Raw genomic sequence first — 17,542 nt, 5'->3', positions numbered from 1 at the left:
CGGGAGCGGGTCCGCGCTTGCGGACTGCCGGACGGCAGCCGCCTGGTCGTCACCCGGGGCACCCCATCGCGGAGGAGGGTTGCCGGCCAGCGAGCCGGGGCTTCGCGCTGGCACTCGTGACCTGCCCTCAGCGTGCCAGCACGCGGACATACACGTCAAACCCGATCGGGATGGTGTAGTTCACTAGGAGGCATGGGCACGATCGCCGTCGTCGGCAACCCCAGGCCCCGTTCCCGCACCCGCGCCGCGGCCGAGCTGGTCGTGGAGCGCCTGACGGGCGCGCCGCCGGACGTCGTGGTCGACGTCGTGGACCTCGGGCCGGGGCTGCTCGGCTGGGGCGACCCGGCCGTCGGCGAGGCGGTCCAGGCGCTGAGGGCGGCCGAGGTCGCCGTCATCGCCAGCCCCACCTACAAGGCCACGTACACCGGACTGCTCAAGCTCTTCCTCGACCAGATCGGCACCGGAGACCTGGCGGGTGTGGTCGCCGTGCCGCTCATGCTCGGCGGCGGGCCGACCCACGCCCTGGCGCCGGAGCTGCTGCTCAAGCCCGTGCTCGTCGAGCTCGGCGCGACTACGCCGACCCGCGGGCTGTACCTCGTGGAGAAGAGCTGGGACGACCCGGCGGCGCTGGAGCCGTGGCTGGCCACCGCGGCTGCGCAGGTCGCCGCCGCCCGGCGGGGCTGAGCCGTGGAGGTCCACTGGTTCCTGCCCAGCCGTGGCGACGGTCGGGACGTCGGCCCGGCCACCACCGACCGCGGGCACAACGCCGCGGCGCTGCGCCGCCGCCCGACGCTCGAGTACCTGGCCGCGGTCGCGCAGGCCGCCGAGCAGAGCGGCTTCACCGCGGTGCTCACCCCGACCGGCTCGGGCTGCGAGGACGCCTGGGTGCTCTGCTCGGCACTGCTGCCCCGGACCTCGCGGCTGGAGTTCCTCGTCGCCTTCCGACCCGGCTTCGTGCTGCCGACGCTGGCCGCGCAGCAGGCGGCCACCTTCCAGCGACTGTCCGGAGGCCGGCTGCGCCTCAACGTGGTCACCGGCGGCGACCCGGTCGAGCAGCGGGCCTACGGCGACTTCCTCGGCCACGGCGAGCGGTACGAGCGGACCGGGGAGTTCCTCGAGGTGCTGCGCCGCTGCCTGGCCGGCGAGCGCTTCGACCTCGCCGGCCGGCACGTGCGGGTCGAGGGCGCGGGCCTGACGCAGCCGGTCGACGTCGTCCCTCCGGTCTACCTCGGCGGCGCGTCCCCGGCCGCGGAGGAGGTGACGGCACGCTGGGTCGACCGCTACCTGCTGTGGGGCGAGCCACCGCCCATGGCCGGTCCGCGGATCGAGCGGGTGCGGGAGAAGGCGGCCGCGCACGGGCGCACGCTGCGCTTCGGCATGCGCCTGCACGTGGTCAGCCGCGACACCCCGGAGCAGGCCTGGGCCGAGGCCGACCGGATGCTGGCCGGGATGCCGGCCTCGGCGATCGCGGCCACCCAGGAGCGCTTCGCCCGCATGGACTCGGTCGGGCAGGCGCGGATGGCCTCGCTGCACGGCGGCCGGGCGGGTGACGGCGCCCGCTCGCTGGAGGTGGCGCCCAACCTGTGGGCCGGCATCGGCCTGGTGCGGGAGGGCGCCGCGACCGCGCTGGTGGGCAGTCACGAGCAGGTCGCCGAGCGGTTGGCCGAGTACGCCGCCCTCGGCCTCGACGAGTTCGTGCTGTCCGGCTACCCGCACCTGGAGGAGGCGTGGCGGGTCGGCGAGGAGGTCCTGCCCCTGCTCCGCGCACGCTGAGCGGGGGCAGGACCGCACCTCACGGCAGTGGCGCCAGGCCGAGGTGTTCGCGCAGCGTCGTCCCCTCGTAGTCGGCCCGGAAGACCCCGCGCTCCTGCAGCAGCGGCACCACGCGGTCGACGAAGGGGTCCAGCCCGCCGGGCACCAGGTGCGGCACGAGGATGAAGCCGTCGCTGGCGTCGGACTGGACGAGGTCGTCGATCTCCGCGGCCACCGTCTGCGGGCTGCCGACGAACGACTGCCGGCTCTGCACCTCGGTCATCAGCTCGCGGATGGAGTAGCCCTTCTCCGCGGCGAGCTCGCGCCACTGCCGGGCGGTGGCCAGCGGGTCGCGGTACATGCGCACCTGCGCCCGGCCCTGCGCCACGTGGGTCTCCCCCACCAGCGGGTCGACGTCGGGCAGCGGGCCGTCGGGGTCGTAGGCGGACAGGTCGCGGTTCCACACCTGCTCGATGAACCGCAGCGCCGTCTGCCCGGACACCTGCTGTCGGCGGATCTCGTGGGCCAGCTCGGCGGCCTCGGCGTCGGTGTCGCCGACGACGAACGTGGCCGCCGGGAGGATGAGCAGCTGGTCGGGCGTGCGCCCGTACCGCCCCAGCCGGCCCTTGACGTCGCGGTAGAAGGCCTGGCCGGCCTCCTTGGTGCCGTGCCGGCTGAAGATCGCGTCGGCGGACGACGCGGCGAACTCGCGGCCCTCCTCCGAGTCGCCGGCCTGGAAGACCACCGGCCGGCCCTGCGGGCTGCGCGGGACCGGGAACTGCCCGGCGATGTCGAAGTGCGCGTCGGAGTGCGCGAACGCGCCCGGGTGCGGGTCGCGCAGGAAGACCCCGGACTCCTGGTCCGCCGCGATCTCGTCGCCGCGCCAGGAGTCGAACAGCTCCCACGTCGTCTGCAGGAACGTGCGGGCCCGCTCGTAGCGCTGGTCCTGCGGGAGGAAGCCGCCGCGACGGAAGTTCTCGCCGGTGAACGCGTCCCAGGAGGTGACGACGTTCCAGGCGGCCCGCCCGGCGGTGAGGTGGTCGAGGCTGGCGAACTGACGGGCCACCTCGAACGGCTCGTTGAACGTCGAGTTGATCGTCCCGGTGAGGCCGAGCCGGTCGGTGACCGCGCCGAGGGCGGCCAGCACCGTGAAGGTGTCCGGCCGCCCGACGACGTCGAGGTCGTAGATGGCCCCGTTCTGCTCGCGCAGCCGCAACCCCTCGGCCAGGAAGAGGAAGTCGAACTTCCCGCGCTCGGCGGTCTGCGCGAAGTGGACGAACGAGCTGAACTCGATCTGGCTCCCCGACGCGGGGTCGCTCCACACGGTGGTGTTGTTGACGCCCGGGAAGTGCGCGGCGAGGTGCACCTGCTTGGTCACGTCTGCTCCTCTCAGGCGACGACGGCGTCGCGGGCGTAGCGGCTGGCGGGGCGCGGCAGGCCGAGCAGCCCGCGCAGCGTCGACGCCTCGTACGCGGTGCGGAACACGCCGCGGCGCTGCAGCTCGGGCACCAGGCCGCGGGTGATCGCGCGGAGGTCGTGCGGCAGGGCACCGGGGCGCAGCCGGAACCCGGTGAGCCCGGCGCCGGCCCACTCCTGCAGCAGGTCGGCCAGCTCCGCCGGCGTGCCCGCGAAGACCAGCGCGTCACTGCGGTACTCCACGCCTGCCCGCTCGTCGAGCCGCTCCCGGCGCGCCCGGGCGGCGGCCGGGTCGTCGTCCAGGAAGACGACGACGTCGCCGAACACGTGCACCTGCTCGTCGGCACGGCCGGCCGCGGCCTGCGCCTGCCGCACCTCGGCCAGGATCGCGCGGGCGTCGCCGGCGTCCCGCGGGGTGGCGAAGCCGAGGTCGGCGGACGAGGCGACCAGCTCGTAGGGGATGCGCTGGTGCGCCAGCGCCGCGACCGGCGGCTGCCCCTGCGGCGGGCGGGGGGTGATCGAGGGGCCCTTGACCGAGAAGGAGCGGCCCTGGAAGTCGATGTAGTGCAGCTTGTCGAGGTCGACGAACCGGCCGGTGGCGACGTCGCGGATCTCCGCGTCGTCCTCCCAGCTGTCCCAGAGCCGGCGGACCACCTCGACCCAGTCGGCGGCCTCGTCGAACGCGTCGCGCAGCACCTGCTGCACCGCGGGGTCGTCGCGGTCGACCCGGGTGAGCTCGGGGAACTCCCGCCGGCCGACCAGCCGGGCCTCGTGCTGGGCCAGGGAGACCTGCACCCGCACGCCGGCCCGCCCGCCGCTCACGAAGTCCAGGGTGGCGATCGCCTTCGACAGGTGGAACGGCTCGGTGTGGGTGACCACGGCGGTCGGCACCAGGCCGATGTTCCGGGTGAGCGGCGCGACCCGGGCGGCCACCAGGACGGCGTCGAGCCGGCCGCGCACCCGGTCGGTGCGGTCGTCGGGCCGGAACCGGTCGTCGGACTGCAGCGCGAACGAGTCCTCGATCGTGACCAGGTCGAGCAGGCCGGCCTCGGCCTCGCGGACCAGGTCGGCCCAGTAGCCGGCGGTGGACAGCTCCGCGGGGCGGGCGTCCGGCTCGCGCCAGGCGGCGGGGTGCCAGCCGGCGCCGTCGAGGGCGACGGCCAGGTGCAGGTGGCCGGTGGGTCGGGGGTCAGGCATCGGTGGAGTCCTCCAGCCGCTCGAAGGGGATCCGCTCGCCGGCCTCCACGGCCACCGGCAGGTGGTTGCCGGCGGGCGGCAGCGGACAGGTGGCCAGATCGGTGTAGGCGCACGGCAGGTTGGTCGCCCGGGTGAAGTCCAGGCTGACCGAGCCGTCGGGACCGGGCACGTCCAGCGCCAGCGACCGGTTGGCCGCGTAGGTGGTGACGCCGCTGGTCGCGTCGGTGAAGAGCACCAGGAGGCCGCCGGGCTCCGCGCCGGGGAACGCGGTGAGCGCCAGCGGCTGCCCGTCGAGCTCGAACTCGACGCGGCCCGGGGCGTCGTAGACGTGCAACAGCCCGTCGACCGCGGCGCCGACCGTGGTGGGACGCGGCTCGTCGAACGGGACGTAGCGCCCCGGGACGACCCAGCGCGGGTCCGGCTCGTACGCCGGCGTGCCGCGGTACCGGGCGCGCAGCGGGTTGTCCGGGCGCCGCGGCCGCAGGATGTCGTGGCCGCCGCGCTTGGCGATCTCCAGCACGGTGTCGCCGTACGTGGCCAGCACGCCGCCGCGCTCGGGGACGACGCCGAACACGTGCCGCCCGGCCAGCGGGACGCCGTCGAGGGCGAGCTCCTCGGTGACGTCGAGCACGACCTCGACACCCGCCGCGCCGGTGGACCAGGCGCCGGGCACCTCGTCGAAGCGCTGCGGCGTGCCGCTCAACCAGTGCAGGGCGGTGACGGCGAGGAACCCGTGCGGGTCGGCCAGTCGGGTCTCGTGCCGGTGGTGCCAGTCGGCCCAGGCGCGGGTGAAGGCGTCCCGGTCGGCGAGGGTGGTGGTCATGTCGCTCCTCAGGCGGTGAGGGCCGGGACGGGGATGCCGGGCTGCCCCAGCGCGAGGTCGGCGAGCACCCGGCCGACGGCAGGGGCGCCGACGAGGCCGCAGCCGCCGGCTGGGCCGACGACGACCCGACGGAGAACGACCGGGGAGACGCGGTCGGGCAGGAGGAACCCAGGCCCGAGCAGGGCGGGTGTCCGGTCGCCCGCGGTGACGACCGCGACGCGGGCGTGCACGTCGGCGCCTGCGGCCTGGCGCGCCCGGACGCCGTCACCGTCGGGCAGCACCGCGGTGACCCGGCGGTGGTGGCCGATGACGGCGCCGTGCGCGGCGGCCGCGTCCTGCAGCACGGTCACCGCGGTCCCGGGGTCCATCTGCTGTCCCGCCTCCTGTCCGAGTTCGGCCCACAGCCGGCGCCCCTCGGCGACCAGCGCCGGGTCGACGCGGCCGCGTGGGGTGCCGGGGCGGTACCCGGGGCCGACCCGCTCGAGCAGGACGACGCCGACGCCGCGGCGGGCCAGCCACCAGGCGGCCGCCGAACCCGTCGCCCCGCCGCCGACCACGACGACGTCGGTGGAGCGGGGGATGCCCACGGAGGTCACGACCCGACCGGCGGGTTGACGACCGGCTCGTCGACCGCCTCGTCCGACAGCCCCCACCGCTCCAGCGTCGCGGCGTAGCTGCCGTCGTCGAAGGCGTGCTGCAGTGCGGCCTCGAACGCCTCGACCAGCCCGTTGCCCTTGAGGGTGGTCGCCGCGACGTAGGTGGTGTTCGGCCAGCCCGCGTTGACGGTGCCGACGACCTCCACCTCGGCGTTGACGCTCTCCTGGTAGACGGCGTTGGGGTTGGGGCCGAGGTAGGCGTCGATCCGCCCGGACTGCACCCCGAGCAGCGCGTCCGAGGCCACCGCGTAGTACTCCAGGGTCGCGGGCTCGAGGCCTGCGGCCTCGTTCTGGGCGGTCCAGTCGAGCAGGATCCGCTCCTGGTTGGTCCCCGAGCCCACGGCGAGCGTCAGTCCCGCGATGTCGGCCGGCTCCTCGATGGTGAGGCCGCTGCCGGTGCGGGCGGTGAACGCCATGATCCCCTGGCGGTAGGTGGCGAAGTCGAACAGCTGCAGCCGTTCGGCGTTGACGCCGACGTTGCTGAACACCGCCTCGAGGTCGCCGCTCTGCACGCCCAGGGGCCACTGCTCCCAGGAGGTGTTCACCACCTCGAGCTCGAGACCGAGGGCGTCGGCGACGAGCTGGGCGACGTCGACCTCGCTACCGACGACGGTGGCGTTGTCGTCGGCGAGGAAGCCCAGCGGCGGCTCGCCGCTGCCGTTCACGCCGACGGTGAGCACGCCGTCCTCGCCGATGTCGGCCGGGACCAGCGCGGCGGCGTCAGGGGCCTCGTCGGTGCGCACCCGGTCGGCCTGCTCGGGGCTGGTGTCGACCGACAGCGGAGTGCTGCCGGCCGCCTCCGAGGCGGCGTCGGACGCCGACCCGGCGCGCTGGTCGGCCTCGATCTCGGCCGAGCTGGTGCAGGCCGACAGGGCCAGCGCCGCGCCCAGCGCGACGATGGCGGCCGGCCGGCGGGGGCGGAGGACGGTGCGGGACACGGGGATCTCCTCGGTTCTCGGATCGGCCGCTCAGGCGCCCAGGCCCGGCGGGTTGGTCTCGGCGTCGTCGACGGCCTCCGACGTCAGGCCCCAGCGCTCGAGCACCTGCGCGTAGCTGCCGTCGGCGATCGCGGCGTCGAGGGCGGCGGTGAACGCCTCGGCCAGGCCGTTGCCCCGGGCGGTGGCGACGGCGATCTCCGCGGTGTCCGGCCAGCCGCCGTTGGTGAGGCCGGCGACCCGGACGTCGTCGGGAGAGGTGGCCGCGCTGTAGGCGGCGGTGGCGTTCGGGCCGACGTAGACGTCGAGCCGGCCGGACTGCAGGGCGAGGACGGCGTCGTTGTAGGACTCGTAGTAGTCGATGGTCACCGGCTCCAGGCCCGCGGCGCGGTTCGCCTCGTCCCAGGCCAGCAGGATCTGCTCCTGGTTGGTGCCCGAGCCGACGCCGACGGTCAGCCCGGCGACGTCCTCGGCGGACTCCACCGACAGGTCGCTGTCGGCGCGCACCAGCCAGCCGAGCTGGTCGACGCGGTAGGAGGAGAAGTCGAACAGCTGCTTGCGCTCCTCGGTCACCGTGACGTTGGAGATGGTGGCGTCGACGTCGCCGGACTGCGTGGCCAGCGGCCAGTTCGACCAGTCGTTGGCGACGAGCTCGAGTTCCAGGTCGAGGGCGTCGGCGACGAGCTGGGCGATGTCGGTCTCAGAGCCGATGACGGTCTGGTTGTCGTCGGCGAGGAAGGCCAGCGGCACGGCGCCCGGGGTGACCGACACCCGCAGTACGCCGTCGGGGAAGGCGCCGTCGGGCAGCAGGGCGATGGCCTCGGGGCTCGGCTCGGTGCGGATGCGGTCCTGGTCGGCGCCGGTGTCGACGGTCAGGGCGCTGCCGCCCTCGTCGGCGCGGGCCTGCGCCTCGATCTCGCTCGCGCTGCTGCACGCGCCCAGCGCCAGCACCGAGGCGGCGGTCAGGGCGGTGGCGAGCAGGGCCCGCGGGGTCCGGACGGTCACGGGAGGGGTCTCCTTCTGGTGGGGGGACGGCGGCACGCGGGCGCGCGCCACCGGCGGGCGGCGCGCACGGGCGCCGTCCGGGTGGTGACGGGATGGAACGGCCCTGGTGCAGGGACCCACGCCGAGCCTGCGAGGCGTGGGGGGCAGCAGGGTCCTTCGTCAGAGGACGCGGGCGAGGAAGGCGCGGGTCCGGTCGTGCCGGGGCGCGTCGAGGACCTGGTCCGGCGGCCCGGACTCGACGACCCGGCCGGCGTCCATGAACACCACCTGGTCGGCGGCCTTGCGCGCGAAGCCGATCTCGTGGGTGACGACGACCATCGTGGTGCCGTCGCGGGCGAGGTCCTCGATGACGCCGAGCACCTCGCCGACGAGCTCCGGGTCCAGCGCCGACGTCGGCTCGTCGAACAGCAGCACCGCCGGGCGCATGGCGAGGGCCCGGGCGATGGCGACACGCTGCTGCTGGCCGCCGGACAGCTGCCGCGGGTAGGCGCCGGCGCGGTCGGCCAGGCCGACCCGGTCCAGCAGCACCCGCGCCTCGGCCTCCACCTGGGCGCGCGGCCGGCCCTGGGCCGACACGGGCGCCTCGACGACGTTCTCCAGCGCCGTCAGGTGGGGGAAGAGGTTGAACGACTGGAAGACGAACCCGAAGCGGGTGCGCTGGCGCAGGAGCTCCTTCTCCTTGAGCTCGTGCAGGGTGTCCCCGCGCCGCCGGTAGCCGACCAGCTCGCCGTCGAGGGCGACGAACCCGCGGTCGACCTTCTCCAGGTGGTTGAGGCAGCGCAGCAGCGTCGACTTGCCCGATCCCGAGGGCCCCAGGACGACGGTGACCGTCCCGGGCTCCACCACCAGGTCGACGTCGTGCAGCACCTCGACGCCGCCGTAGGACTTGCTCACCCCGTGCACCTCGACCCGCCCCGGGCGGACGGCCACGGTGGTCACCGGGCCACCTCGCGGGCGGTGCGGACGCGGGCCAGACCGGCGGTGAGGTTGCCCCGCAACCGCTGCAGCGGCGTCGGGGGCAGCGTGCGAACCGCGCCGCGGGCGTAGTGCCGCTCGACGTAGTACTGGATGACCGTCACCACGGTGGTGAGGACGACGTACCAGACCGCCGCGACGACGAGCATCGGCAGCACCCGCTGCGTGCGGCCGTAGATGACGCTCACCGTGTAGAACAGCTCGCCCAGCGCCAGCACGTAGACGATCGAGGTGCCCTTGAACAGGCCGATCACCTCGTTGACCGCCGTCGGCACGATGGAGCGCATCGCCTGCGGCAGCACGATGCGGGTGGTCTGCCGGCGGCGCGGGATGCCCAGCGACGCCGCTGCCTCGAGCTGTCCCTGGTCGACCGAGAGGATGCCGGCCCGGACGATCTCGGCCGAGTAGGCGGCCTGGTGCAGGCCGAGGCCCAGGATGGCGGCGCCGAACTTGTCGATCAGCGACAGCGTCTCGACGCTGGCGAACGACGGACCGAACGGGATGCCGAAGTCCAGCGACTGGTACAGGTAGGCGAGGTTGTACCAGAGCAGCAGCTGCAGGATCAGCGGCACGGAGCGGAACACCCAAGTGTAGCCCCAGCTCACCGCCTGCAGCAACGGCGAGCGCGACAGCCGCATGAGCGCGAGCACCGTGCCGAGCGCGAAGCCGAGGACGGCGGTGATCAGCGTGAGCTGCACCGTCGTCCACACGCCGCGGACGATCGACTCCTCGGTGAGGTAGGCCGCGACGACGTCCCACTCCCACCGCGGGTTGGTGACCAGTGAGTTGACGGCCATGGCCAGCAGGACCGCGACGACGGCGGTGGCCACCCAGCGGCCGGGGTGCCGTGCGGGCACCACCCTCAGCCGGTCGTAGGGCGTCCCGGCCGGCGGAGCCGCGGTCTCGGGACGGGAGGCGAGCGAGGTCATGCGGGTCCTCCCAGGGACCTCTCGAAGGCGTACAGGCGCTCGGCCACCGGCAGGCGGCGCAGGGTCTCGGTGTCGGTCGGGCGGGGGACGGCCGGGTCGAACAGCGGCGTCCATCCGGCGGAGAGGTACAGGTCGCGTGCCTCGGGCTGCCGCGGGCCGGTGGTCAGGTACATCCGGCGGTAGCCGGCGGCGGTCGCGCGGGCCTCGAGCTCGGCGAGCACCCGGCGGGCCAGGCCCTGCCGGCGGTGCGCCGAGGAGGTCCACATCCGCTTGACCTCGGCGGTGGCGGGATCGCCGTGCCGGCGGATCGCGCCGCCGGCCACCGGGACGCCGTCGGCGACGAGCAGGACCAGGTCGCCGTCGGGCGGCAGGAACTCCGCGTCGGGATAGCGGGTGAGCTCCTCGGCGGCGCCGCCGAAGAGGTCGCCGTAGCGGCGGTCGTACTCGACGGCGAGCTCGGCGAACAGGGGTGCGGCCAGCGGATCCCCGGGATGGACGGAGACGACCTCGAGCGGTGGTGCGGACATGGCGGGGCTCCTCGCGGACCTTCGTGGGAAGGGCAGGGCGCGCGGCATCGCCCGGCTGCCGGGCCGGCAGGCGGGAGGACGCGCGGGGATCTCCGGCGGTCAGCCGGTCACGAGGTCAGCGACAGAGCGCGCTGTCGGTGCGGTGCAGGTCGACGGTCGGTCGGCCGACCAGGTGGAGCGAGCAGATCCGCACGTCGCCGGTGCTCCCGTGTGCCACGGCTGAGCTCCTCTGTCTGGCCCCTGCGGGGCGGCTGGGCTTGCGGACGCGCGGTGCGCGTCCGCCAGGTCGTCACCCGGGGCACCCCGTCCCAGTGGAGGGTTGCCGGTCAGCGAGCCGGGGCTTGACGCTGACGCTCAGGACCTGGCAGCAATCTAGGACGCGGGCGCCAATCCCGTCAATTCCCATCGACTTGGTGTAGTTGCGACCTGGCGCACAGATCGCTCGGGGTCCGACCGCCTGGACGAGGCCGCCGGCGTCATCGGCGAGCCCCCGCCCTCTGGTCAGCTCCCCTGGCGGAGCTCCTCCGCCAGTCCGACGACGATCCCCTCCGGGTCGCGGACGTGGCACAGCCGGTGGAGGTCCTCGCACTCCGCGCCGAACTCGACGAGGAACGCGATGACCGCGTCCAGGTCCTCGACGACGACGAGCACGTCGTCCATCCGCGTGAGCGCCACGGGGTCCTCCTGTCCCTCGCGACCCCGTCGGCCGCTCCGTCCCGGGGATGACGCCATCCGGCCGGTCTCGACGTCCTGGGCGCCCGGCGCGCCGTCTGGGACAGTCCCGCGGGTGACCGCGCCCGATCCCCTCCCCCGGGCGGTGGTGCTGGTCGAGGGCGCGAGCGACCGGGAGGCCGTGCTCGCCGCCGCCCGCGCCCTGGGGCGGGACCTCGCCGCCGAGGGCGTCCGGGTCGTCGCGCTGGGCGGCGCCGGGGGCGTGGCCCGGCAGGTGGCGGAGCTGACCGCCGCCGGTCTCGGCGACCGCCTGCGCGGCCTCTACGACGTCGGCGAGGAGGCGTTCTTCCGGCGGGCGCTGGGTGCCGCCGACGCCGGCGACCTGGCGGCGCGGGGGTTCTTCGCCTGCGTGGCCGACCTGGAGGAGGAGCTGGTCCGCGCGCTGGGGGTGGCCGGCGTCGAGGCGGTGGTGACCGCCCAGCGGGAGGCCCGCGCGCTGGAGACCTTCCGCAACCAGCCGGCGCAGCGCGGCCGTGCCCCGGAGGCCCAGCTGCGCCGGTGGCTCGGCACCACCAGCGGGCGCAAGGCCCGCTACGCGCGGGCCCTCGTGGAGCACCTGGACCCCGGCGCCCTCCCGCCGCCGCTGCGCCGCCTCCTCGCGGCGACCTGACCCGGCGCACGGGGCGTCCCGGCCCGCCGCCCTGGCAGCCTGGCCCCGTGCACCTCTCCCCCGCCGGCACCGCGGCCCTCGTCGCCCGGCTGCGCGCGGCCGGCTGCGTCTTCGCCGAGGACGAGGCCCGCCTGCTCGCCGAGGCCGCGGCGACGCCCGGCGAGCTGGAGGCGCTGGCCGCCCGCCGGGCAGCCGGGGAGCCGCTGGAGCACCTGCTGGGCGCGGTCGAGTTCTGCGGCCTGCGGATCGCCGTCGGCGCGGGGGTGTTCGTACCGCGGCAGCGCACCGCGGCCCTCGTCGCCCGGGCCGCCGGTGCGGCCCGCGCCGCCCGGGCGCGGACCGGCCGGCCGCCGGTCGCCGTCGACCTGTGCTGCGGCTGCGGCGCCGTCGGCCGGGCGCTGGCCGAGGCCGTCGAGCTCGGTGAGCTGCACGCGACCGACGTCGACCCGGCGGCCCTGCCCTGGGCGCGGCGCAACCTCGACCCCGTCGGCGGGACCGTGCACGGCGGCGACCTCTACGCCGCGCTGCCCGGCCGGCTGCGCGGGCGGGTCGACGTCCTGGTCGCCAACGCGCCCTACGTGCCCACCGGCGCGCTCGCCCTCCTGCCGCCCGAGGCGCGGCTGCACGAGCCGGCCGGCGCGCTCGACGGCGGCGACGACGGCCTCGACGTGCACCGGCGCATCGCCGCGGGCGCGCCGGGCTGGCTGGCGCCGGGCGGGGTGCTGCTCGCCGAGGTGGGCGAGGAGCAGGCGCCCGTCCTGGCCGCCGTCCTGACCCGGGCGGGACTGCGGCCCGTCACCTGGCCGCCCGAGGAGGACGGGACGACCGTGGTGACCGGGACCCGAACGGGCGGTCCGGTTCCGGATACCGGGCCCTTGGTCCCTGTCCGGCGGGACGGACGCGGGTGAGGATCCGGTCATGGCCGCCGATCCGCACCTCGAGCCGATCCGGCTGCTGCCCCTGCCGTCCCGCCGGCCCGTCCCGTCGTTCCTGGTCGACGTCGACGGCACCGCCGCCGCCGACCGCGCGCTGAACTGGGCGCTGCGCGAGGCCGCCCGCCGGGAGGGCACCGTGCTCGCGGTCGCCGCCGTCGACGCCCCCGGGGAGGCCGGCCGCGCCGCCGCCCTGGCGCGGGCCGACGCCGCGGTGGTGCGCGCCGTCGCCGAGACCGGCGTCGCCGGCCGGGTGCGCACCGTCGTCGCCGAGCGGGCACTGCTCGACGCGCTGGGCACCGCCGGACGCGGCGGCGACCTCGTCCTCGTGAACGGCACCGGCCGCGCCCTGCTGCGCCCGGTCGCGCCGCGCTTCCCCGGCCGGCGCCCGGGCTCCGGCGCGTGACCCCGACGACTCCCCCTGCGTCCTCCTCGGGACGGGCCGTGCCCCCGCCTCCCCCCGGGGACCGACCGGACCGCACCGCCGCGGGCCCCGAGCCCGGCCTCACCGCCGGCGTGCGCGCCGCCGCGGCCGGCGAGCACCTGGAGGCCACCCTCCGCGAGATCGTGGAGGCGGCGGTGGCCCACGCCGACGCCACGTACGGCGCGATGGGCGTGCTGACCGCCGACGGCCGCGAGCTGGACCGCTTCGTCATCGTCGGCATGGACGACACCGTCCGGGCCGGCATCGGCCGTCCCCCGGCCGGCGCGGGGATCCTCGGCCTGCTGGTCGAGCGCCCGGAGCCGCTGCGGCTCGCCGACCTGGGCGCGCACCCCGCCTCGGTCGGCTTCCCGCCCGGCCACCCGCCGATGGCGTCGTTCCTGGGCGTCCCGGTGTGCGTGCGCGAGCAGGTGTTCGGCCACCTCTACCTCACCGAGAAGCGCGACGGCGGCGAGTTCACCGCGGCCGACGAGGAGGCGGTGCAGGCGCTAGCCGCGGCCGCGGGCCTCGCGATCGGCAACGCGCGGCTGGCGGAGGCCGCCGAGCAGCGCCGGGTCTGGACGCAGGCGGCCGTCGAGGTCTCGACCGCGCTGCTGTCGGGCGCGGAGCCGGTCGCGGCCCTCGAGTCGATCGTGCAGCAGGTGGTCGCGCTCACCGGCGCCGACGGCGCGTCCCTGCTCGTCGCGCGCGAGGGCGACCCCGACGCGCTCACCATCCTCGCCTCCGCCGGCGTGTACGCCGGCGAGCTGGAGGGCGTCCGGGTCCCGCTCGAGGACACCCACGTCGGGCGGGTGCACCGCAGCGGCGTCGGCGAACTGGTCGAGGACATGAGCGCCGACCCGGTGCGGGGGCGGCACGCGGAGGTCGCCGTCGAGCTGACCCGCGGCGCGCGCTCGGGCGTGGTCGTCCCGCTCGGCCGGTCGCTGGGGACGCTGGTGTGCGTGCGGGGCGAGGACCGCGAGCCCTTCGGCGCCGACGTGCTCGACGCCCTGACCTCCTTCGCGACCCAGGTGACGGTCGCCCTCGAACTCGCCCGCAGCCAGCGCCGCGAGCGCGAGCTGCAGGTCCAGGCCGACCGCGACCGCATCGCCCGCGACCTGCACGACCACGTCGTCCAGCGCATCTACGCCACCGCGCTGTCGCTGGACCGGATCGCCCGCTCGCTGGAGGAGGCCGACCCCTACGCGGCCCGCCGCGTCGAGCGCAGCGTCGACGAGCTCGACGAGACGATCACGCAGATCCGCTCGGCCATCTTCGAGCTGCACGACCCCGCCGACGCCCCCGACCACCTCGGTCTCCGGCTGACCGACGTCGTCACCCGGGTCACCGAGAACAGCGGCCTGGACTGCCGCGTGGACGTGACCGGCGACGTCGACGGCCTGACCGGCGCGCTGGCCCACGACCTGCTGGCGGTGGTCCGCGAGCTGGTGACCAACGCCGTCCGGCACGCCCGGGCCTCGCGACTCACGGTCAGGGTGGACGCCGGGCCGCCCGGCGGGGCCGACGTCACGGTCGTGGTGGCCGACGACGGCCGCGGCCTGCCCGCGGTGCCCCTGCGCAGCGGCCTGGACAACCTCACCGACCGTGCGCAGCGGCGCGGCGGGCGGCTGGCGGTGCGCAGCGCACCCGGCGGGACCGAGGTGACCTGGACGGTGCCGCGCCCCGCGTGAGGGCACGGGCGGTCAGCGGCCGGGACGGGGTCCGCGCAGCTCGGTGGCGAGGATGGCCGCCTGGGTGCGCCGCTCGAGGCCGAGCTTGGCCAGCAGGTGGCTCGTGTAGTTCTTCACCGTCTTCTCGGCCAGCCCCATCCGGGCGCCGATCTGCCGGTTCGTCAGCCCCTCCCCGATGAGCGCGAGCACCGTGCGCTCCTGCTCCGTCAGCCCGGCCAGGCGGCGGTCCGTCCCCGCCCGCTGCGGCTGCCCGGTGCCGGCGAGCGTCCCGCCGGCCGCCACGGTGCGCACCGCCGAGACCAGGTCCGCGCCGCGCACCTGCTTGACCAGGTAGCCGGCGGCCCCGGCGGCGAGGGCGGCGGCCACCGCCTCGTCCTCGGCGAAGCTCGACAGCACCAGGAACCGGCAGGCGGGCAGCCGGTCCCGCAGGCCCCGCACGACCTCGGCGCCGTCGCCGTCGGGCAGCCGCATGTCGACGACCGCGACGTCGGGCCGCACGGCGGGGCCGCGCGCCAGGGCCTCCGCCACGGTGCCGGCCTCGCCGACGACCACCAGCCCCGGGTCGTCCTCGAGGACCTCCGCCACGCCACGGCGGACCACCTCGTGGTCGTCGACGAGGAAGACGCGGACCGGGCGCTGCGGAGCTGCCACGACCACCCTCCCTCCGACCGTGACTGCGGTCACAGAGGGTAGTGCCTGAGGCGGCTGTCCTGCGCGTTAGGCGGGCAGCAGTAGCGCTGCGTACAGGGTCAACCCCGGACCGAAGGCCATGGCGACCACCGGGCCGTCGACGTCGGCCAGCTCCTGCAGCACCAGGAGCACGGTCGCCGACGAGCAGTTGCCGTGCTCGGCGAGCACCCGCCGGGAGGCGGCGATCTGCTCCTCGGCCAGGCCGAGCTCGTCGCGGACCACGTCGAGGATCCGCGGGCCGCCGGGGTGCACCGCCCAGCCGGCGACGTCCTCGACGCGCAGCCCGGCGCCGTCCAGCAGCTCGGCCACCACGTCGCCGACGTGCCGGGAGAGCACGTCGGGCACCCGCGGCGAGAGCCCCATGCGGAACCCGAGGTCGGTGACGTCCCAGGTCATGTGGTCGGCCGTCGAGGGGTCCGTACGGGCGACGACGCCGGCCAACCGGCGGCCGCGGCCCGCGCCGGGCTCGACGACGACGGCCGCCGCGGCGTCGGAGAACAGCGCGTGCGCCACGACCTGGTCGAGGTCCCGCACGGCGGGCTGCACGTGCAGGCTGGTCAGCTCGCAGCACAGCAGCACCGCCGGGCGGGACCGGGCGGTGACGAAGTCGCCCACCGCCGCCAGCCCCGGGACGGCGGCGTAGCAGCCCATGTGCCCCACGAGCAGCCGCTGCAGGCCCGCCGGCATGCCGAGGTCGCTGGCCAGCCGGATGTCCAGCCCCGGGGTGGCGTACCCGGTGCAGGTGGCCACGGCGAACAGGCCGACGTCGCCGGGGGCGAGGCCCGCGGAGTCCAGCGCCGTCGCCACGGCCTGCTTGCCCAGCGGCAGCGCCTCCTGGACGTAGCGCGCCATGCGCGCGCCGGTGCCCCACCCGCTGAGGTCCTCGTCGACGGGGTTGGCCACCGCGTGGCGGCGGCGCACGCCGGCGCTCGACCAGATCCGCTTCGCCGCCCGGACGCCGTCGTAGTGGCGGGCGAAGAAGCCCTCCCAGGCGGCGTCCTGGTCGAGGGTGGCCGGCAGGGCGGCGCCCGCGCCGGTCAGCACGGCGGCGCTCACCCGCGCGGCCCCCGGGGGAACGGGCTGGTCGGGGAGGCGGTCACCTCTCGACCGTACGTGCGGGCGGGGCGCCGCGCCGCCCGGGCGCCTCCCGCTTGCGGCCGTAGCCGGCGAAGAGCACGGCGGTGGTGCGCAGCGGCCGCATCCGGACGACGTCGCGGCGCCCGAGCCGCCAGGCGACGACGTCGCGCACCGAGGGCCGCAGGCCGACCAGCCGCAGGTCCAGGCCGAGCCGGTCGGCGGCCGCGAGCAGCCGGCGCCGGTCGACGAACAGCGCCGGATCGTGGATGCCCGGCGGCGGCCCGCCGGGCAGGCGCTCGGCGATCCGGACGGCGACCACCTCCGCCAGCCGGGTCGCGGCGATCGCGTCGACGACCAGCGTGCCGCCGGGGCGCAGCAGCCGCGCCGCCTCGGCGAGCACCGCCTCGTGCTCGGCGACGTGCTCGAGGATCTCCCCCGCGACGACGACGTCGGCGCACCCGTCGCGCAGCGGCACCGCGAGCACCGACCCGCGCACCGCGAGGACGCCGTGGTCCGCGGCGACCCGGAGCCCCGCGGCGCCGAGGTCGACGCCGACGTGCCGGTAGCCCAGGCGCGCGGCGTGCGGCGCCATCAGCCCGCCGCCGCAGGCGAGGTCGACCAGCAGCGCGTCCGGGCCGGCCGCGGGTGGGACGTGCCCGGCGCGCGAGGCGGCCAGCCAGTGCAGCATCGCGAACCCGCCGGCGGCCTCCCACCACTGGTCGGCCAGCCCGTCGTACTGGGCGAGGTCGTTGCGCCGCGGGTCGCCGATGCGCACCCGCCGGCTACTTCTTCAGGGGGTCGTGGCCCCAGTTCATCAGCGAGTACCGCCACTTCGAGGACTCGACGTCCTCCTTCTTCGGCTCCTGCGCCATGTGCCGCTGCACGTAGCCGTGGACCTTCTTCATGGCGGCGTAGTCGTCGTCGTCGAGGTCGCCCTTCTTCTTGCCCAGCAGCTCGACGATGCGGCGGCCCATCTCGTGCCCGGTCGACTCGCCGGACCCGCCGCTCTTCTGGCCGACCTCCTGCGACTCGTCGGTGTCCAGCCACTTCCTCAGCTCCGAGGCGCTCATGTTGACCGCCTCGTCGAAGTCCTTCCGGATGGCGTCCCGGTCGTCGTCGGCCACGGTTCCTCCTCGGTCGCGTCCCCCGCCGGTACCTCGCTCCCGACCTCGGG

20 protein-coding genes and 2 riboswitches are annotated in these 17,542 nt (G+C 76.0%); of the genes, 6 read left to right on the top strand and 14 right to left on the bottom strand.

The genetic code is table 11. The features are described 5' to 3' along the window. Positions 1 to 8: 8 nt before the first annotated feature. Positions 9 to 122, bottom strand: a riboswitch (SAM riboswitch). 70 nt (positions 123 to 192) lie between these two features. After that, positions 193 to 684 (top strand): NADPH-dependent FMN reductase, encoded by a 492-nt coding sequence (locus BUE37_RS14655; RefSeq protein ID WP_073421021.1) that lies wholly within the window; start codon positions 193 to 195, stop codon positions 682 to 684. A gap of 3 nt (positions 685 to 687) precedes the next feature. Continuing rightward, positions 688 to 1,773: an LLM class flavin-dependent oxidoreductase gene (locus BUE37_RS14650; RefSeq protein ID WP_073421019.1), complete on the top strand. Its 1,086-nt coding sequence runs from the start codon at positions 688 to 690 to the stop codon at positions 1,771 to 1,773. A 19-nt stretch (positions 1,774 to 1,792) separates the two neighbouring features. On the opposite strand, the gene BUE37_RS14645 is transcribed toward BUE37_RS14650, so the two are convergent. The 10 genes from BUE37_RS14645 to BUE37_RS23915 all read right to left on the bottom strand — a co-directional run bounded on the left by BUE37_RS14645 (position 1,793) and on the right by BUE37_RS23915 (position 10,890). After that, positions 1,793 to 3,130: an NtaA/DmoA family FMN-dependent monooxygenase gene (locus tag BUE37_RS14645; protein ID WP_073421018.1), complete on the bottom strand. Its 1,338-nt coding sequence runs from the start codon at positions 3,128 to 3,130 to the stop codon at positions 1,793 to 1,795. Between the two features lie 11 nt (positions 3,131 to 3,141). After that, positions 3,142 to 4,365 (bottom strand): LLM class flavin-dependent oxidoreductase, encoded by a 1,224-nt coding sequence (locus BUE37_RS14640; RefSeq protein ID WP_073421017.1) that lies wholly within the window; start codon positions 4,363 to 4,365, stop codon positions 3,142 to 3,144. Beyond that, positions 4,358 to 5,188, bottom strand: a complete 831-nt coding sequence (locus tag BUE37_RS14635; protein ID WP_073421015.1) for a DUF1684 domain-containing protein — start codon at positions 5,186 to 5,188, stop codon at positions 4,358 to 4,360. The genes BUE37_RS14640 and BUE37_RS14635 overlap by 8 nt, the downstream gene beginning before the upstream one ends. Before the next feature lie 8 nt (positions 5,189 to 5,196). Further along, positions 5,197 to 5,784, bottom strand: a complete 588-nt coding sequence (locus tag BUE37_RS24220) for an FAD-dependent oxidoreductase (protein WP_073421014.1) — start codon at positions 5,782 to 5,784, stop codon at positions 5,197 to 5,199. Then, positions 5,781 to 6,782: an ABC transporter substrate-binding protein gene (locus tag BUE37_RS14625; RefSeq protein WP_073421013.1), complete on the bottom strand. Its 1,002-nt coding sequence runs from the start codon at positions 6,780 to 6,782 to the stop codon at positions 5,781 to 5,783. The genes BUE37_RS24220 and BUE37_RS14625 overlap by 4 nt, the downstream gene beginning before the upstream one ends. A gap of 30 nt (positions 6,783 to 6,812) precedes the next feature. Beyond that, a complete protein-coding gene (locus BUE37_RS14620; protein WP_073421012.1) occupies positions 6,813 to 7,784 on the bottom strand; it encodes an ABC transporter substrate-binding protein in 972 nt (323 codons plus the stop codon). A 159-nt stretch (positions 7,785 to 7,943) separates the two neighbouring features. Further along, on the bottom strand, positions 7,944 to 8,723 hold the full coding sequence (locus BUE37_RS14615; RefSeq protein ID WP_073421011.1) for an amino acid ABC transporter ATP-binding protein: 780 nt from the start codon (positions 8,721 to 8,723) through the stop codon (positions 7,944 to 7,946). Next, positions 8,720 to 9,688 (bottom strand): amino acid ABC transporter permease, encoded by a 969-nt coding sequence (locus tag BUE37_RS14610; protein WP_073421010.1) that lies wholly within the window; start codon positions 9,686 to 9,688, stop codon positions 8,720 to 8,722. The genes BUE37_RS14615 and BUE37_RS14610 overlap by 4 nt, the downstream gene beginning before the upstream one ends. After that, entirely contained in the window at positions 9,685 to 10,215 is a 531-nt protein-coding gene (locus BUE37_RS14605; RefSeq protein ID WP_073421009.1) for a GNAT family N-acetyltransferase, read from the bottom strand. The genes BUE37_RS14610 and BUE37_RS14605 overlap by 4 nt, the downstream gene beginning before the upstream one ends. Positions 10,216 to 10,463: 248 nt before the next feature. Continuing rightward, a riboswitch (SAM riboswitch) is annotated at positions 10,464 to 10,577 on the bottom strand. 139 nt (positions 10,578 to 10,716) lie between these two features. After that, the gene (locus BUE37_RS23915) at positions 10,717 to 10,890 is read right to left on the bottom strand and encodes a VOC family protein (RefSeq protein ID WP_175562897.1); all 174 of its coding nucleotides are present in this window, start codon (positions 10,888 to 10,890) and stop codon (positions 10,717 to 10,719) included. 112 nt (positions 10,891 to 11,002) lie between these two features. On the opposite strand from BUE37_RS23915, the gene BUE37_RS14600 reads away from it, so the two are divergent. The 4 genes from BUE37_RS14600 to BUE37_RS14585 are packed head-to-tail and all read left to right on the top strand — an operon-like array spanning position 11,003 to position 14,601. Further along, on the top strand, positions 11,003 to 11,557 hold the full coding sequence (locus BUE37_RS14600) for a TOPRIM nucleotidyl transferase/hydrolase domain-containing protein (protein ID WP_139252996.1): 555 nt from the start codon (positions 11,003 to 11,005) through the stop codon (positions 11,555 to 11,557). 47 nt (positions 11,558 to 11,604) lie between these two features. Beyond that, complete coding sequence (locus BUE37_RS14595; RefSeq protein ID WP_073421008.1) at positions 11,605 to 12,465, top strand: putative protein N(5)-glutamine methyltransferase; 861 nt, start codon at positions 11,605 to 11,607, stop codon at positions 12,463 to 12,465. 10 nt (positions 12,466 to 12,475) lie between these two features. Then, the gene (locus BUE37_RS14590; protein ID WP_073421007.1) at positions 12,476 to 12,895 is read left to right on the top strand and encodes a hypothetical protein; all 420 of its coding nucleotides are present in this window, start codon (positions 12,476 to 12,478) and stop codon (positions 12,893 to 12,895) included. A gap of 38 nt (positions 12,896 to 12,933) precedes the next feature. Continuing rightward, positions 12,934 to 14,601: a GAF domain-containing sensor histidine kinase gene (locus BUE37_RS14585; protein WP_073421006.1), complete on the top strand. Its 1,668-nt coding sequence runs from the start codon at positions 12,934 to 12,936 to the stop codon at positions 14,599 to 14,601. A gap of 12 nt (positions 14,602 to 14,613) precedes the next feature. Here the strand turns inward: BUE37_RS14585 and BUE37_RS14580 are convergent, their stop codons facing one another. From BUE37_RS14580 to BUE37_RS14565, 4 genes are all read right to left on the bottom strand, one after another. Continuing rightward, positions 14,614 to 15,252 carry a response regulator gene (locus BUE37_RS14580; RefSeq protein ID WP_139252995.1) on the bottom strand — a complete coding sequence of 213 codons (639 nt, stop codon included), beginning with the start codon at positions 15,250 to 15,252 and terminating at the stop codon, positions 14,614 to 14,616. Positions 15,253 to 15,318: 66 nt separating this feature from the next. Continuing rightward, entirely contained in the window at positions 15,319 to 16,347 is a 1,029-nt protein-coding gene (locus BUE37_RS14575; protein ID WP_073421003.1) for a type III polyketide synthase, read from the bottom strand. A 40-nt stretch (positions 16,348 to 16,387) separates the two neighbouring features. Beyond that, entirely contained in the window at positions 16,388 to 17,143 is a 756-nt protein-coding gene (locus BUE37_RS14570; protein ID WP_245794616.1) for a methyltransferase domain-containing protein, read from the bottom strand. Between the two features lie 7 nt (positions 17,144 to 17,150). Next, entirely contained in the window at positions 17,151 to 17,492 is a 342-nt protein-coding gene (locus BUE37_RS14565) for a DUF3140 domain-containing protein (protein ID WP_073421002.1), read from the bottom strand. Between the last annotated feature and the right edge of the window lie 50 nt (positions 17,493 to 17,542).

This window comes from Geodermatophilus nigrescens, assembly GCF_900129495.1.
In the GTDB taxonomy this organism is placed as follows: Bacteria; Actinomycetota; Actinomycetes; order Mycobacteriales; family Geodermatophilaceae; genus Geodermatophilus; species Geodermatophilus nigrescens.
This window is presented reverse-complemented; position numbering and strand designations above follow the sequence as displayed.